At 41.0% G+C, this 16,327-nt stretch carries 9 protein-coding genes and 1 riboswitch; of the genes, 1 reads left to right on the top strand and 8 read right to left on the bottom strand.

Annotation, left to right across the window (positions count from 1 at the left end; translation table 11 throughout):
• Positions 1 to 143: 143 nt before the first annotated feature.
• Genes BSO02S_RS03105 through BSO02S_RS03090 form a run of 4 tightly spaced genes read right to left on the bottom strand, consistent with a single transcriptional unit; the run spans position 144 to position 8,215 of the window.
• Entirely contained in the window at positions 144 to 1,460 is a 1,317-nt protein-coding gene (locus BSO02S_RS03105) for a TIGR02679 family protein (protein WP_066062268.1), read from the bottom strand.
• Positions 1,453 to 5,562 carry a TIGR02680 family protein gene (locus BSO02S_RS03100; RefSeq protein ID WP_066062265.1) on the bottom strand — a complete coding sequence of 1,370 codons (4,110 nt, stop codon included), beginning with the start codon at positions 5,560 to 5,562 and terminating at the stop codon, positions 1,453 to 1,455. The genes BSO02S_RS03105 and BSO02S_RS03100 overlap by 8 nt, the downstream gene beginning before the upstream one ends.
• On the bottom strand, positions 5,559 to 6,722 hold the full coding sequence (locus tag BSO02S_RS03095; protein WP_066062262.1) for a TIGR02678 family protein: 1,164 nt from the start codon (positions 6,720 to 6,722) through the stop codon (positions 5,559 to 5,561). Before BSO02S_RS03095 ends, BSO02S_RS03100 begins: the two co-directional genes overlap by 4 nt.
• Before the next feature lie 5 nt (positions 6,723 to 6,727).
• Complete coding sequence (locus tag BSO02S_RS03090) at positions 6,728 to 8,215, bottom strand: TIGR02677 family protein (protein WP_066062258.1); 1,488 nt, start codon at positions 8,213 to 8,215, stop codon at positions 6,728 to 6,730.
• A gap of 201 nt (positions 8,216 to 8,416) precedes the next feature.
• Positions 8,417 to 8,597: riboswitch (Lysine riboswitch) on the top strand.
• 125 nt (positions 8,598 to 8,722) lie between these two features.
• Here BSO02S_RS03090 and dapA point away from each other — a divergent pair.
• Positions 8,723 to 9,604 (top strand): 4-hydroxy-tetrahydrodipicolinate synthase, encoded by an 882-nt coding sequence (gene dapA, locus BSO02S_RS03085; RefSeq protein WP_066062257.1) that lies wholly within the window; start codon positions 8,723 to 8,725, stop codon positions 9,602 to 9,604.
• A gap of 89 nt (positions 9,605 to 9,693) precedes the next feature.
• Here the strand turns inward: dapA and BSO02S_RS03080 are convergent, their stop codons facing one another.
• The 4 genes from BSO02S_RS03080 to BSO02S_RS03065 form a co-directional block, all read right to left on the bottom strand.
• The gene (locus BSO02S_RS03080; protein ID WP_066062254.1) at positions 9,694 to 10,857 is read right to left on the bottom strand and encodes a saccharopine dehydrogenase family protein; all 1,164 of its coding nucleotides are present in this window, start codon (positions 10,855 to 10,857) and stop codon (positions 9,694 to 9,696) included.
• Between the two features lie 32 nt (positions 10,858 to 10,889).
• Complete coding sequence (locus BSO02S_RS03075) at positions 10,890 to 12,278, bottom strand: APC family permease (RefSeq protein ID WP_066062772.1); 1,389 nt, start codon at positions 12,276 to 12,278, stop codon at positions 10,890 to 10,892.
• A gap of 123 nt (positions 12,279 to 12,401) precedes the next feature.
• Positions 12,402 to 14,114: a hydantoinase B/oxoprolinase family protein gene (locus BSO02S_RS03070; protein WP_066062251.1), complete on the bottom strand. Its 1,713-nt coding sequence runs from the start codon at positions 14,112 to 14,114 to the stop codon at positions 12,402 to 12,404.
• Positions 14,111 to 16,195 carry a hydantoinase/oxoprolinase family protein gene (locus BSO02S_RS03065; RefSeq protein WP_066062248.1) on the bottom strand — a complete coding sequence of 695 codons (2,085 nt, stop codon included), beginning with the start codon at positions 16,193 to 16,195 and terminating at the stop codon, positions 14,111 to 14,113. The genes BSO02S_RS03070 and BSO02S_RS03065 overlap by 4 nt, the downstream gene beginning before the upstream one ends.
• Positions 16,196 to 16,327: the final 132 nt, after the last annotated feature.

The following is a 16,327-nucleotide window of genomic DNA, read 5'->3' as shown; positions in this document are numbered from 1 at the left end:
TCATTTTTTTGTTTATTTGCGAATAATCGCTTCTATTTGCGAATCCACCCATTTTATTTGCGAATTGATGTGCTTTATTTGCGAAAATGCCGGTTTTATTTGCGAATCGAAATTTTCAGCCGGAAAACCCAAAAAGTCATTTTTCAATGACCTTTTGATTCAGCCTCCAGTAACACATTAAACTCGTTTTTAATATCCTGAACCAGTTGCTCAACTAAACCTTCTTGATATCCGGCTTTTTGCCGCATTTTAAGGACATCCACTACTTCAAGGAGCTCAGGTGCAGTTATTGACTCCAATTTAGAAAGCCTGCCAGAAATATCTTCATCAGAAATGGTTTTATCATAGGACTCCACATCCATCCTCCAACAAGTAACATGCCCCTGATAACGATCGAAAAGCCGCTGTGCCATCAATACCCCTTCCGGATCTAGATCACCCGAATAGTAAAGGTGACATCCCGCTTTCACTAATAAATCTAACATTATCCAGCTCGCAGCGCGAAATTGCCCATGGGTGCAGATTACGGGAGCATCAGCAACCATATCAACAATCGTTGAACAAACACTTGAATTTTCAACAATCCATACTTTTTTCCCCACAGCAGGCCAGATTTTCTTTATCTTCATTAACTCCTTTATCGGAACGTTTAAAACGGTGTCCGTATCAGCGGCGGCTTTCCACACAGGATGAAGCCCCATTTCACCTTCTGCAAGTAAACCGCGGCAAGAAACAAAGCTCCACAAATCATCCCTCATCAATCCATACAATCCCAGCAAATCATTAAGATCCTCTGTTGTTTTCGGCATTCCCGGAGCGCGTTGCCCCTTAAGCTGTTGATCAACTTGCATGCAATATACCAACAATTTTCCTGTTAATTGATTATAATCGAAAAAATGCGGGTTTCCCGTTGTTCGCTGGGCAAACAGCGGCAGTCTTTCATACTTATTCTCCATATACGGAACAGCTTGAAACGATTTATAAACAGTGATCAATTTCTCCATTAATCCTTCAAGATCCTGCCTGTAAAGAGACCAAATCCACCTGGAATCTGGCGACTTCAACTCAATCCAGTCCCACCACCAGTTTCCCTCAGGACAAATAAAACATAACTCATGAAAAAATTTCTTTTCCTTCTCCTCTTCAATGCCACTTTCCTCATTTTTAGTAAGAATCGACTCCCCTAGCACTTCTTCGAGCAATTCAATAAGGGAATAATCAGCAAAACCGGTTAGCGGTAATTCTTTTTCAAAGGAAAGTAATGAAACCTTTCCCTTGTTAAGGATTGCTTCCACAGACTTTCCTAAAAACCCGGCAATTGATTCCACTTCATCAGTAGAAAAATTGTCCAAATTGACGGTGCCTCCAACTCGTCCAATAGAACGGTATTTTTCCTTAAATAGGCTAAATAATTTAAGAAAGCCGGGCTCCTCTCTGAAAACTTGTATTTTGTTATTCATATGTCACTAGCTCCGGAGCGGGCTCATCATCAACCACAAATGTCCGCTGTTTCCCGTCCCATTGGTAGCGAATCACAGTAACAAAGTCGGCATTCTTTGGCCGAACCAGCTCACAAATGGATAGACTCGAAATAGTGTCATAATCGCCCCATAAGGCTTGTGAGTTCATAATATAGTTAAAGCCAAGCTGTTCTACCACCTCAAACATGTCGCGGATATTATTCTCATCGACCCCGGCAAAGGCCTCATCGAGGGAAATGATATAAGGCGCCATAGCTCCTGCTTCTTTGTATCTTGAATAGGCTGCTGTAAATAATGGAATATACATTGCCATTGCCTTTTCACCGCCGCTAAATTTAAAGAAGGCATTGTTCGTCAATTCTCGTTTTGGCTCATTAACACGCTTAAAGGAAAGAACAAAGGTGAACCACTTTCGATAATCCAACACTTCCTTCAACACTTGATGGAGCGTCGACCCTTCATTCCGTAACTGAATTAATTCCTTCGCTTTTCCAATTCTCGATTGGAAGTGTTTTGTAATCCGATTTAAATCCTCTTCGTTTAAAAACTTACTATTTCGCTGCAAGAGCTTGACCAGATCTTTCGTATCCAATTCTTGTTCCGATTCAGCCGTTAATGGTTTCCAAGTAATAGAGAACGTTAAGCCGGATGAGTTATCACGACTTTCCATGATTTTGTCCATCTCACTCACCCATTTTTCGGCACGTTTGATTCGGTTTCGTAAAATCACTCCAACTGTATTGACGATAATATCCTCATAGAGTTGACGGTCTTGTTCATCAAGCCAGCCTTTTTGGTCTTCTAACTCTTTTTCTAATGATGTAAACACAAAATAGGGACTGACACGCTGGCCTTTATATTCCATAAGAATCAAACGGCGGCTTTGAAGCTGATTCCATTCATTCATAAAGGGTTCATAGTAGTCGCCCCATTCTTTCGAGAACCACACCGGACGCTCAGTCTCTTCCGGGTATTCAAACATCCTGTATTCTGTTAAAAATACCTGTTCATTGATGAACACCTTTGTTAGCTGTTCATCTAGCTTAGGGCGGTCATATTTTCCTAAAATAGATTCCAGCTGTTTGACGATTTTAACAGAATCCATTTCAGCAATTTCTACAAAACCACGGGCGATTTCCGCTCGCACCATCTGTTCCCATTCATCCGCCATATTTGACCAGAATTCCGCACTTGTTTTGGCGGAAACTAATTCCTTTTGACAAGTCCCTTGTATTGCTTTGTTTTCCGGGATGGTTTCAAGCAGATGTTTGATCCCATCTATTGCTTCTCGTAGCTCCTCCTGCACTTGTTGAATCCGAAGTCTTACTTCCTCGATCCCTTTTAGCTTCAGTTGTTGCTCAATTGACTCAATTTCAGCCTTTTCTTTATATAACAGTGACTCCTTGTCATTTTGATCTCCTTTGAGCTCGTCCAGTTCCATTTCCATTTCAGCTAAGCGATGAGTTAGTTCCTCTATTCTTGTCCGCGTAAACAAACATTTTTGAAAAAGATCCTTGAAGCTATAAAGTTGATCACGATATTTCTTAGCTGAGATTAATGCTTGTTCCAAGACTCCCTTTGTTAAAGAAATATTTAGCTGGCCGCCTTCTTGATGAAGTTTTAACTTAATTGCTTGAAGCTGACCGTGTACTTTCTTCCACCGTTCATCTAGCTGAAGAAGAACCTTTTTCTGCTCCTCCAATTGATGACCAGTCTTTTCAATCTGGACATTCACGTCACTCAAGTTTTGATCTGCCGGCATGGTCTGCTTCCATTGTTCAGCTCGGAGGACCTCCTCTTCGTATTGACGACGGTGTACGTTTAGTTCCTCCAACACTAATTGGATTTGCTCAATGGTTTCCTCGCATTCTTTGATTTTCTCCTGCTGGTATCGTTTGCGCGACGTGCGGCCGATAAATTTGGATGGCCCTTCATTTGGGGCATGTCCCACTAAACAACCAAGTGAATACGACCCATCAGCATCCACATGAAAACCAGAACCTTCCTGTTCAAGGGAGATGCTCCGTAATATTTCATCAACTAGTTTGTTTGAAATAAGACTATCTGCCGCTACATCCGGACGCAAATAATCCGCTAGTGTATATCCGAGTAGTTTCGGCTCCGGTCGAATCACTCGATCATGGGTCGGGTCAAGGGAATTTTCAGCGATTAGACTGTCCAATATGCCTGTTTGTTTTAATGCAGACTCAATTCTCTCTTTTTGCTTTTCTGTCACATGATCCTGAAACTCTACCGCTGCATAAAACGGAATAAATGCCTGCCCGTCTTCTAGCAGCTGCCCCCGAAATACCTCTGTATCCTTTGCCCGCTCCGGGTTAGGCATTTTCAATGTCTTCCAGTGATGCAGTTCTGCCCGCGCTGCTTCCATTTCTTGCTTTTTATCCTCTATCTGTTTCTCCATTAGCTTTTTCTTCATACTGGTATTGGTAATATAATCATTAACCGCAGCAAGCAGCTTTTCCCTTACATGCTCGTAGCGATTTTCTTCATATAAACCTTCGATTAAGCGGGCGATTTCTTGGCGTTTCTCATTTGAAAAAATAAGCTTTGGATGCTTCACAATCCAAGAAAACACCTCGTGCCCCACCTTTTGTTTCTCTTCCGTAAACCAATCGGCTAAATGATCGAGATTCTTTCTTGAGGCATCCACTTCTTTCTTTTTCTCAGAAGACTGCCGCTGGAGCCTGCTATGCTCTTCTGACAGACGATTTTCCTCATCAGCTAATTGCTTTAAATTCGCAAGTAATTGTTCATGACTGCCAATCTCACGAATCCAGATGGAAAAATCAAACTCCTCCTGCTGATGACGCTCGAAATCGTGAACGTTAACCTCATGCTGTGAAAAAGCAGCTTCTTCAGCATCAAATTGCAGCTCACCCAGTAAATCTTCCATGCCGCTTTCATGCTGCCTTATCTGGTTTTGACTCTGTTCCCGCTCCTGCCATAGACGATTGTACTGACTGTTTTTGTGATCCCATTTCTTCTGTAAGGAATTTATATCACTACTTAAAGATTTTGTATTTTCTATTTTCTTGCGCTTATCCTCTTCCAGATTCCAAACCTCATGGCGCTCCAACCGCTTTTTTTCCTCTTCGGCAATTTCTTGCTGCAGTGTATATTGCTGTTTCTGCTCCTCTTGTTGTTTAATTTCTCGAGCCAATTCTTCGTTTTGAGCCGTTAAACCATTTACATGTTCCTCTGCGACATTGAACCTTTTTAAGGCATTCTGCCACTTCGCCGCCAGTTCAGCCAAAATATATTGATTATAGGAATGATACTGGTTAACGAGCCTGCTGCTAGAAGCATATTCACGTTCTAACTGTTCGAGTTGCTGCTGGGTTTGATCCATGCTTTCAATCGTATCAGATAGATGCCTTAACTCATCATCGGTTAAAGGAGGCAGAGCTGATTCTAATATTTCATAAATGACTGTCGGTTTAAAATCCTTCGACAGTTTAGGACTTCGTAATTGGATTAATAGCTTGATCAAGTCTTCATAGGCTTCATTTGATTGGAAACCAAAAATATATTTATTCACTAGCTCCATATATTCGCGCTGGGAATGAACAACATAGCCGCCCTCTCCGATGCGATTTTCCAGTTCCTTTGCGGAAAAAGGCACTCTGTCACCCAGTTGCGAATGGGCAAGTTCAAAATCATGGCCAATTCTGCGATTATCGGTTATTACAAAATACCAGGATTTAATTCCTCTATGCCGCTTGGCCTGCATCCCTATCCCTGTTGTAATATACCGTTCTACACCAGCTTTTTTATATTCAATAAACAGATATCCTGTACGCTCATCACGATCGACTACCTCTTTTTCCCCAAGCAGATAATCTTCCATTCTGCGCGCTTTTGACCCAAATGGATCGAGGCGATCAGGAGATTTTTTTCCGTCTAACAACACAGGCAGGAAGCTTTGCATGGTAACCGATTTTCCCGAACCGTTCGTCCCCCTAAGCAGAAGCTTTCCATCCGAGAAATGGAAAATTTCATCATCGTAATACCAAAAATTCAATAACCCCGCTCGGTTCATCACCCATTTTTCCTCTGTCATCGTTCGGTTCCTCCTGTATGAAAATCTGCGGGGTACTCACCCGTCATTATCCCTACTATTGATTTAATCCGAATAAGAGAAGTTTCGGCATCTACCTCGACCATCATCCAATCCTTCATGGCACGAAGCAACTCCGTTCGTATACCACTCGTACTCATATCGCGAAAATACTTTGCCCAACCTGGTCCATTTTGCTGCCTTAAATCATCCACCACTTGTTCAAACTCGCCTTCTGTCATCAGCATTTCACCATTTTCGTTAGCTTTGAACCGCTCAGGCTGCCCATGAATGTACTTTGACAATTGAAGGATAATGTCAGTGGATGCCTTGGAATTCGGAAAAACCTGCTGATACTGTCTTGGTTCGGCAACCGATAAAAAGGCGGTATTTTTATAGACATGAAGTTTATAGTCACTATGTTTTTCGATATCTTCTGCTAAGCGATTTCGATAGTTCCTGATATAGAGAAAATCAGGATCCTGTTGATCACGGCGATGTAATCCCGGTGAAAAGAAGAGCTTGCGGTACACACGCTTCCTTCTTTCATCTTCCTGGTTTAGTTTCCAATCTTCCTTTAGTAACTCTCCCCAATGTTTGTAGCTCGAAAAATCATCTGGATACGTTCTCATAAAATATCTGCTATAGGTGCTGGCTTCATATAAAACTTCCTGCTCTTCATTTTGGTCAAAGCGGCCGATATCCCCGTCAATGGTTCGAATGAGCTGGAATTCCATCAAGATTTTCACAGCCCTTATCAATGATTTCCGGTGCGTATAGAGCGTCCAATCAAGTGGAAAGTCTCCTGGGTAATCAGCTTGAATTTCTTGACATAGCTCTGAAAGCAGAAACTGTTCATCCACTGCTTTTCCCTCTAAAAAGGCAAGCGCACAGCAAAAAATCGCATAATCCATCGGTTCTTGAAAATCTTGAATGCCCATCCAGCCTTCAGGTTCAACCGGGATTTTTTCCAGTTTAATAAAATGTTGGTGGACAATAAGCCGCAGGCCGAACTTTTCATCCAAGTAGCGGCGCAATACCTTTTCTCGCTCGCGGATCAACTGATACCATTCCGGCTGTTCGGTTCGTAAGATCCAATAATGATGAAATAAGATGTCCATTCCCTGGATGGCTTTTTCATCGAATAGTTGTGTTTGCTCCATTAATATCACCTTGTCTCCCCAAACAAGAATGTGGCATCAGGCATTTGTAAATTTCCGTCTTCAGCCTGTAAGGTAATCATTTTCTCATAATCAAGCATTACCTTAACTTGTAACCCGTAATCCGTCTTAACCATACGATTTTTGTTAGCCATTGACTTCCCAATCCAGCTTAATAGAACCTTTCGGATAAACGGTTCTACTGTTGTTAGCGATGAGAGTGTAATTCTCCCTTGGTTTATATATTTTTCTATTAACCTTTTCTCTTGTTCTCGTTCCTTTAAATAGTGTTCTCGCTGTTCTTTTTTCTTGCTTTCATTGGAATTAAATGATCCTGGCTTCGTTTTTTCACGATACCTTACTGTTCTGGGTTTAATCGTTAATTCTGCCGGGGCCTCATCCCATGTATCGACATGAAGGTTTTCGGTGGTCGCATCCTCTAGCTGAAGATGTTGAATCGTCATTGAACCAAATACAACCGCTGATAGTTTGTGAGCTTCTTCCCTATCGAGGCATTCCACAAACCATTTGGATAATTGCAGATAATCCTTTTTTCGGCTTCGGAAATGCTGCTGCCGCTCACCAATGCGCTGCACATATCTTGTCATTCGGCGAATCATTTCATTGGTTTGCCACTGGAGGATTTCTAGTTCACTTTGCTGTGTGGCGGATCCTAAAAACCATTGTCTTATAGAGAACCAATATTCCTCATATTCGGTTAGCCAATCGTTTGTAGACGAAGAAACATCCTCAAGACGGGGAATCGCCTCGCGATGCTCGATTAATTTTTGAAAAAAATGCTGTAACCGTTCCGAGGTTAATTCTGATAATGAATGCTGTAGTTGCAGTGATGTTTTTTGCAAGGATACAATAAAATCTCGTAAATAAGTGGTAAACTGATTTTTATAGACTAGAAACGCATCGGTCTGCATCCTTTGGTCGGTTTGTTCACTATTGATATAAGCAATATAATCAGCAGTGCTTGTACGGATCGTTTGAAAATAGCGAAACACATCCTCCCAAATCCACATATATTCTTCTGCCGATTTGTTTAGGTCGTGTTCAAGTTCATTTTGCAGGATGGTTACCGCTTGGAAAAGGCGGTCAAATTGCGATCGTTCCAACGACCCTTGGAACGTATCTCCTAATTTTTCAAGCTGCACAATCATTCTCTCAATCTCAACCGTGTAGGGTGTACATTGGTAGCGGAACCGTTTCTTTTTATATTCTTCAATTGTTTTGGCGTTGGTCATATCCTGCCTGGCAATTAAATTATTCCATTTTACTAGCTGCGCTAATTGCTGGTGCAGCTGGTCCTCTTGATAGTCCGCGAAGGCTGGTATCCAATGCATATGTTCCAATAACTCTTCCGGCGCAATGAAATCTCTCATTCTTTCGTGCTGATGGTAAAAATAACGGAGAATTGTACGGTAGTGCGCAGCCGAATCTGCCGTTAAATAACTCGCTTCGATTATTTTTTTCATCGTTGTGTCCATTGTTTATCATCCTAATTTCGTTCTAATATACCTATTTTATTATAGCCGGAAAGGAATTCAAATGGAAAAATCTATTATAGGTTCTTAAATCCGATGATTTGTCTATTTGATCACTTCTTTTAGACAAATTACTTGAATTAAAATGAATTATCTGGTATATTAGCAATCAATTAAATACTTTCTTACTTCAATACCTTTTGAAGTGAGGATAGAGGCGCAAAAACCAAGAGTACACAATTTGAGGATAATGAGATCCGGTGATGATTGTGAAAAGGGGAATTTGCCGAAGCTTCATAGAAACTCATTCGTCTTGAAGCTGGTTCTGCTGTTGAATAAGCACAGAATTGTCATATAGGAAACTATATGGAGGGCTATCTCACGCATAGGAACTTGTTTTTATGATGTTTCTACAGCAGCAGCGAACCCTCGTTGCTGCTTTTTTGCGTTGATTTTTAGATTGGTCTCTGCCCCCTCTAAATTCTAAAAAAATGAAAAAGGGTGAGAATGATGAATTTTGGCCAAGTATTAACGGCAATGGTGACCCCATTTGATCAAAATGGTGAAGTTGATTTTAACGCAACAAAAAATTTAGTCAATCATTTAATCACAAATGGAACTGATGGATTAGTTGTTGCAGGGACAACCGGTGAGTCCCCTACCTTAACAACCGAGGAAAAAGTCGCTTTATTTAAATTTGTGGTTGAAATAGTGAATGGCAGAGTACCGGTCATTGCGGGAACGGGTTCCAATAATACTAGGGCTTCGATTAGCTTAACTAGACTTGCCGAGGAAACAGGCGTTGATGGAATTATGCTTGTTGTTCCTTACTATAACAAGCCGTCACAAGAAGGATTATTTCAACACTTTAAAGCAATCGCCGAGTCAACCTCCTTGCCTGTGATGCTTTATAATATCCCTGGACGCAGTGTAATCAACATGACTGTTGACACTATTGTTCGTCTTTCAAAAATTGACAATATTGTCACCATCAAAGAAGCAAGCGGCAACTTAGATGCCATGGCGGAAATTATTAGCCAAACTGCTGAAGATTTTACGTTGTACAGCGGTGACGACGGCTTAACCTTACCGGTTTTAGCCATTGGCGGTGCCGGAGTCATTTCCGTTGCTTCCCATATCATCGGCAACGAAATGCAGGAAATGGTCAATAGCTTTAAAAATGGTCATCTTAAGGAGGCCGCTGCAGCCCATCGAAAACTACTTCCAACAATGAAAGTATTATTTGCTCAACCGAACCCAACACCGGTTAAAGCAGCATTAAACATGATCGGCATTAGTGTTGGCGGCGTTCGCTTACCGTTAGTTCCATTAAACAATGACCAAGAATTAGCACTGAAAAGAATTCTACCAGTTAGTGTCATTCAAAGATAAAAACAACCACAAAAAAGCTGCCTATCTCCAATGTCACTAGGCAGCTTTTTTGGTTTTTTTTATGACACTAACTCTAACCTAAATGAATCCTAGGCATAAATCGCAATATTTTTTTTAGTCTCACTATAAGTAATGTTCAAATTTACATTCTTTTGATTGAGATAGGATAAAAATTTTCTTGGATCAATACATTGCTCCGGAGGTTTAACCCCCTTTTCTATTACATCGCCATTAAGAATCATTTGGGCCACAATAGAAGCAGGAATGGCTGTTGCATATTGAGTAGCGCTAACCTGCCAATTTGGTTGATAATCCGTTACTAATTCTAATTTTACAGTTACCTTGTTACCGTTTTTCATTCCTTTAACTTCAACTAATAAAGCATCTTTGCCCCATATAGGCTCTTCTTTAGCAGCTAACACTGTTTGCAGCAAGGAAACCGTTTGTCGTCTTGGGAAAACACTATTCCCACCAATCACTACAGGTTCTGATTCTAATAACCCTAAAGAATGCAACGTTTTAATTTTTTCAATGGTAGCGGGATCCCAAGAGTCTTTATAGGTTATATTATGAACCTCCGGAAAACTAGTTGGCAAAGTGGCTAATTCTGAATGGATGATGGAGTACGTTTTTTGAATACCAATGTCTTCATGAAAAACGGTAAATTCTTCCTCCGCTAGCGGAGGAATTTCAAGAAGTATTCCATCTTTTACAACCAAAGCGTTTTTTATTGCTTCGTCAATAATCGTATCAACCGCAAAAGGAAAAGTAACTCCGGATGATGTCGATCCATAGCGAATATGAATCTCTTCGGCAGAATCAAGCATTTCAACTCCGTAGCGGCTAAAAATATTAGAAGTACCGGGATCGGACCCCATGCCAACAATCGACAAAATATTTGCCTCTTTCATTTCTTGATCAAGTTCCAACTGTCTATTTGTGAGTTTAAAAAGTCCACCTAAATCAAGGACGCTAATACCTACGGATGCAGCTGCTTTCATCACATCAATGTTAAAAATATAGTTTGTAGCATTTATACAGACCTTTCCTCGGCGAAGAACTTCTTTTATTTTTACTTCATCTTTAATATTCAACGAAACAATTTCTATTTTATTATTTGTCCATATCATTAATTCTTCTAATTTTTTATAATCTAAATCTGCAGCAATAACATTTATCCCACTTTCTACTAAATCTCTTACAATCACTCGACCAATGGTCCCTGTTCCACCTAATACAACAACTTTATCCACTCTAAATCCCTCCTATTTCCTACTAAATATGGCTATAATTTCGAGTCATGACTATCACTAATTTGATTAGAAATAGATTTTTTATTTTTTACATTTATACAAATCATATAGGCAAGGCCTATAATAATCCAAATTACCCCAAATACCTTCGCGATAGATTCCAAACTATACCATACATAACCAATGATTAATAATCCGGCAATTGGGAAAATGAGGTGGTTTAAGTAATCATTGCTCTTTCTTTTTCGAATAAAAAAGTTAATAACAGAAATATGCAATAATATAAATCCTGTTAATGCCCCAAAGTTTACTAGTGTGGTCAAGGTGCCTAAACGAGATGAAAACAGTGTTGCTACTACAAAGGAAAGAATAGCAACAAGGATGGTACTCGTATAAGGTGTTTTATATTTTGGATGTACTTTTGCAAGAAAGGCAGGTAATTTCTTATCCCTGGCCATACTGAATAAAAGACGGGAGATGGCAGCTTGGAATACCAATGCATCAGCAATTCCAAAGGCAATTGCCATAGATATGCCGGTAATCCATTTTAACCAAGGACCTCCAGCAATCTCAGCTATTTCGTAAAAGGCAGTATCTAAATTACTAAAGTTACTATAGTCCGGATGAATTAATGCTGATACCCATGTTTGCACGATGAAAAGCAGTCCTACTGCAATTAAAGAAAAAATGATTGCCTTTCCGACTGCTTTTCTTTCTCCTTCTGCCTCCTCAGCAAGAGTAGAAACAGCATCGAATCCCAGAAAACTAAGTACAGCGATAGAAACGGCCCCCATAACCACTCCTAAACTAAAATGATCCGTATCAAATAGTGGTTTAAATGAAAATTCAGCACCATTCACCCCATTCACAATGGCGATTATGCCAACAATTAAATACAAAGCTAGCACGGCAAGGATTAGATAGGTAATGATTTTAATCGCTGTAGCTGTAACCTTTACCCCCACTATATTAAGAAGCGTATTAATACCAATAAAAAGAATTAACCAAACAATAGACGGAACCCCTGGTAATATTCCCTTTAAACCCGCGACCGCAACTAAATAAATTAAGGTAGGAACAAAAATGTAATCAAGCAGCAATATCCACCCAGCCATAAACCCAACATGCTCGTTTATCCCACGCTGCGCATAAGAATAAACAGATCCTGCAATTGGAAACGCCTCTGACATACGGGCATAACTAAGGGCCGTAAAAATCATCCCAACCATACCAATTAAGTAGGCAAGCGCAACCATACCATTTGATGCCTCTGCTACATACCCGTAAATACCAAATGGAGCAATTGGTACCATTAAAGATAACCCGTAAACAAATAAATCACCGAATGTAAGAGAGCGTTTTAACTCCTGCTTATATCCAAATTCCTCGACTGAATTCACATTTTGTTCCGTCTTCGACATACTCCCCATTACTCAAAACTCCCTCCAACCAATCGTTTTTAAGTGAATGTTTTGTTTGAAAATAGAGACAAGAAACTTGGATTTCGGATCTAGGTTGATTGCTTAATTATCCAATAATACTAGTTAAATGGTTACACCATATATTCTCTCTGCCGCTTCCCTACCTACCTTTTCTTCTCGAACATCTTGCAAAACTCGTTCGAGGTCACGATGCTTAGGATCACCATATCCTCCACCACCGGATGTTTCAATAATGATACGGTCACCTGGGAGAGCTTGGAAATATCCTTTCCCCATTTCCACTTCCTGTCCATCCTTCCTTACTAATCTAATTTTGGCAGGTGTTCCTTTTCCTCCACCTTCTAGACCCCATGGTGAAAACGCTGATTTTGACTGTTCCGTATAAACTAATCCCTGATGTGGCTGTTGGAGTATTTCATATTCTCTTCGAATACCGAGTCCTCCGCGCCATTTACCTGGACCTCCTGAATCCGGAATGAGCTCAGTTAAAAGGACACGGACTTGGTATGACAGCTCACAAACTTCAGCAGGCAAAATGGCAACGTTTCCACAATGGGTATCAACAGCATCAATTCCGTCGCCATTTGGATGAGCGCCCATTCCTCCGCCAAGATCGTCTTGAATAACCCTTGGATAAGCATGAACCGGATGCCAACTATCTATTGCCAGACTAGAAAACCCAACAAAAGTTCCAGCAGCTGTACGCTCGGGATAAAGATCAGAAAGGGCCCGTAAAATTGTATCAGCGATTCGTTGCACCGCAAGATGACGTAGACTTACTGCCGCTGGAAAGTGCGGATTCACGAGACTCCCTTCCGGAAGGATCACGTTAATAGGGCGAAAGCAGCCCTGATTTTGCGGTGTACTAGGATCTACTACACACTTTATGGCATATAGGACTGCAGAAGTTGCTGCAGCCGGGGGAACATTCATACCTCCAGTCATTTGCGGACTAGAGCCTGTGAAGTCAACCACAATTTCCTGTCCTCTTTTAACCACCTTTACACGTATTTCGACTGGATCATCACCAACACCGTCATCATCGAGCCATCCGCTTGCAGTCGACTCTGCATCCTTCATCTTTGATAATTCTATTCGCATCCGTTTTTCTGAATAATCCATTGACCGTTTCATCACTTCCGTTAAAATATCCTTTCCGTAGCGGCCTGCAAATTCCTTAAGCCTGCCCTCACCGTATCTGCAAGCAGCAATTTGTGCACGGAGATCTCCCATAGTTGCCTTAGGCTCACGGACATTCCCTGCAATTATCGTTGTAACCGCCTCATTTATTTGTCCTCCGGAAGCCAACTTTACAGGAGGAATTCGAAGACCCTCTTCGAAAATGGATCGGTTGTCAAATCCCTCGGTGCCAGGGTTTTTACCACCCATATCAGCATGGTGGGCAATGGTTCCACAAATTCCGATTAATTGCCCTTCATAGAAAGCTGGAGTAAACACATGAAGGTCAGGGGTATGTTGTCCGCCCCGGTATGGGTCATTAACCAGGAATGCATCACCAGGTTGAAACCGATCAGAAGGAAAGTCATTGAATAGATCCCTAAGCGCTGTCCCCATTGAGCCTAAATGAGCAGGAATATTTTCTGCCTGAGCAATAAGGTTCCCTTTCGAATCAAAGAGTCCACAGGAGTAGTCAATCATCTCGCGTATAATTGGAGAATATGCACTCCTGCCCAGAACACTACTCATCTCTTTAGCCGCAGCAAGTAGGCTGCTATAAACAACCTCTAATGTAATAGCATCAATTTCCAACTCAATTGAAGGTGCACTAGGCGAACTTTGAGATTGTTCTATCATTCTATTCCCTCCATTGAAATAATTAAATTCCCGCGCTCATCTGTACTAGCTTTTTGCGTTGGTTCTATAATTACAGTCGAATCCATTTGAACAATGATAGCAGGTCCTTCAATTTTTGTGCCTATTTGGATATCATTTCGACGGTAAATTGGCGTATTCATCCATCCATTACCACTAAAGTACACAGAGCGATGCTTCAGTGGATAACAAGTATTTAAGCATAGATCCGAAGTATAAACAGGTGTGGATTCTAACCGTTCAATTTTTCCAATAGCCGTTAATCGTAAATTAACAATTTCTACTGGTTCATCTGATGCAAAATGTCCATAGGTATTCTTATGAACAATATGGAAGCGGTCGGCAGCTTCTTTGAGCAAATCAGATGAAATATTTCCTTCAACCTGAACGTTCAAGTAATATTCTTGACCTTTGTACCGGAGATCGAGAGAACGTTTCAAACTTATCCGTTCTGGAACTACACTCTCATCATAAAGAAGTTTGACACCCCGATTCTCTAATTCTAGAAAGCTCTTCTCTAAGTTGTTTGCGTCAGCAAACTCAAGTACAACAACTTCTGTATGTGTAAAATCATGGCGAACGTCACTCTGAAGCAAGCCTTGTGCACATAGTACACCTGGTGAAGACGGTATAATGACAATTTTAATTCCAAGTTCCCTTGCTAGTGCCGTTGCATGCAATGGGCCAGCACCCCCAAAGGCGATAAGGGCAAAATCCCGCGGGTCATAACCGCGACGACTGGATACTACACGAAGCGCTCCAGCCATATTAGCGTTGGCGACTTCTAAGATCCCAGATGCAACTCGTTCAACTTCTAGATCCATTTCCGTAGCAAGTTTTTCTAATGCCCTATATGAATTTTCAGGATAGATTTTAAAATCTCCGTCAAGATAATGGTCTGGATCAAGACGTCCAAGAAAGAGATTTGCATCTGTCACCGTAGGCTCTAATCCGCCTTTTCCGTAACAAGCAGGACCTGGAACGGCGCCGGCACTCTTAGGACCAACTTTCATTACACCCCCATGATCTTTCCATGCGATGCTTCCTCCACCTGCCCCAATTGTGTGGATGTCAATTGTCGGAACTTGTAATGGATAGATATTATTTACTGTGGTTCCTTGGATCAGCTGTGGTTTACCGTCAATAATTAGCCCAATGTCCGAACTAGTACCTCCCATATCAAATGTAAGGGCATTCAAGTAATTTGTCTTCCCAGCAATTTCAGCAGCAGCTACTGTTCCACCAGCTGGTCCAGAAAGAATTAGGTTATGGGAGGAAACTTCTGCCTCCTTTCCTGACACAATGCCTCCATTTGATTGCATGATATTTAATATTTGTTCCCCAATACCTCTTGAATTTAGTTCTTGGCGCAAATAGCGAATATAGCGGCGTACCACTGGTGCCAACGCACCATTTATCACGGTTGTTGAAGTCCGGGGATACTCGCGAAATTCAGGACTGACTTCTGAAGAAATACAAACATAAAGGTCTGGATCAAGCTCGGCAGCTAGTTCTCGCACCATTTTTTCATGTTCTTGATTCGCGTAAGAGAACAGAAATGAAATAGCAAGGCTTTCTATTTTATTAGAAGTCATTTCCTTCAATACCTTATAGACCTCATCCCTGTCTATCTTTTCAACTACATGTCCTAAAAGATTGATACGCTCAGTTACTTCCATACGAAGATGACGAGGAACGATTGGCGGCGACTTTCGCTGCTGAAGTTGATATAGTTCAGGCCGCATCTGTGTACCAATTTCCAATGTATCTCGGAAACCTTTGGTTGTGATAAGCCCTACTTTTCCCCATTGTTCCTGTAACATTGCATTTGTTGCAACTGTAGTTCCATGTACAAGGAAGTTTACTTCTTTTACCGAGATTTCTGCTATTTCACATAGACGTTCAAGACCATTAACAATAGCTTCTGCCGGATTTGATGGAGTAGAAGGAATCTTAACAACAATTGGCTGCTTTCCGTCCTGCCAAAAAACACAGTCTGTGAACGTTCCACCAGTATCAATTCCTACACGTACCGTCTTAAGTACTTTTTCAGAAATACCCATTATCTCATACACCTCATCATGTAATTTTTACATGCTAAAAATTCTTATGAATCATTTATCATATAACAATACAAAGTTCTTTCTATATTATCTATCTTGCAAAAACCGTGCCAAAATAAGTAACTGATAAAA

This window comes from Neobacillus soli NBRC 102451 (assembly GCF_001591665.1).
GTDB lineage: Bacteria > Bacillota > Bacilli > Bacillales > Cytobacillaceae > Neobacillus > Neobacillus soli.
This window is presented reverse-complemented; position numbering and strand designations above follow the sequence as displayed.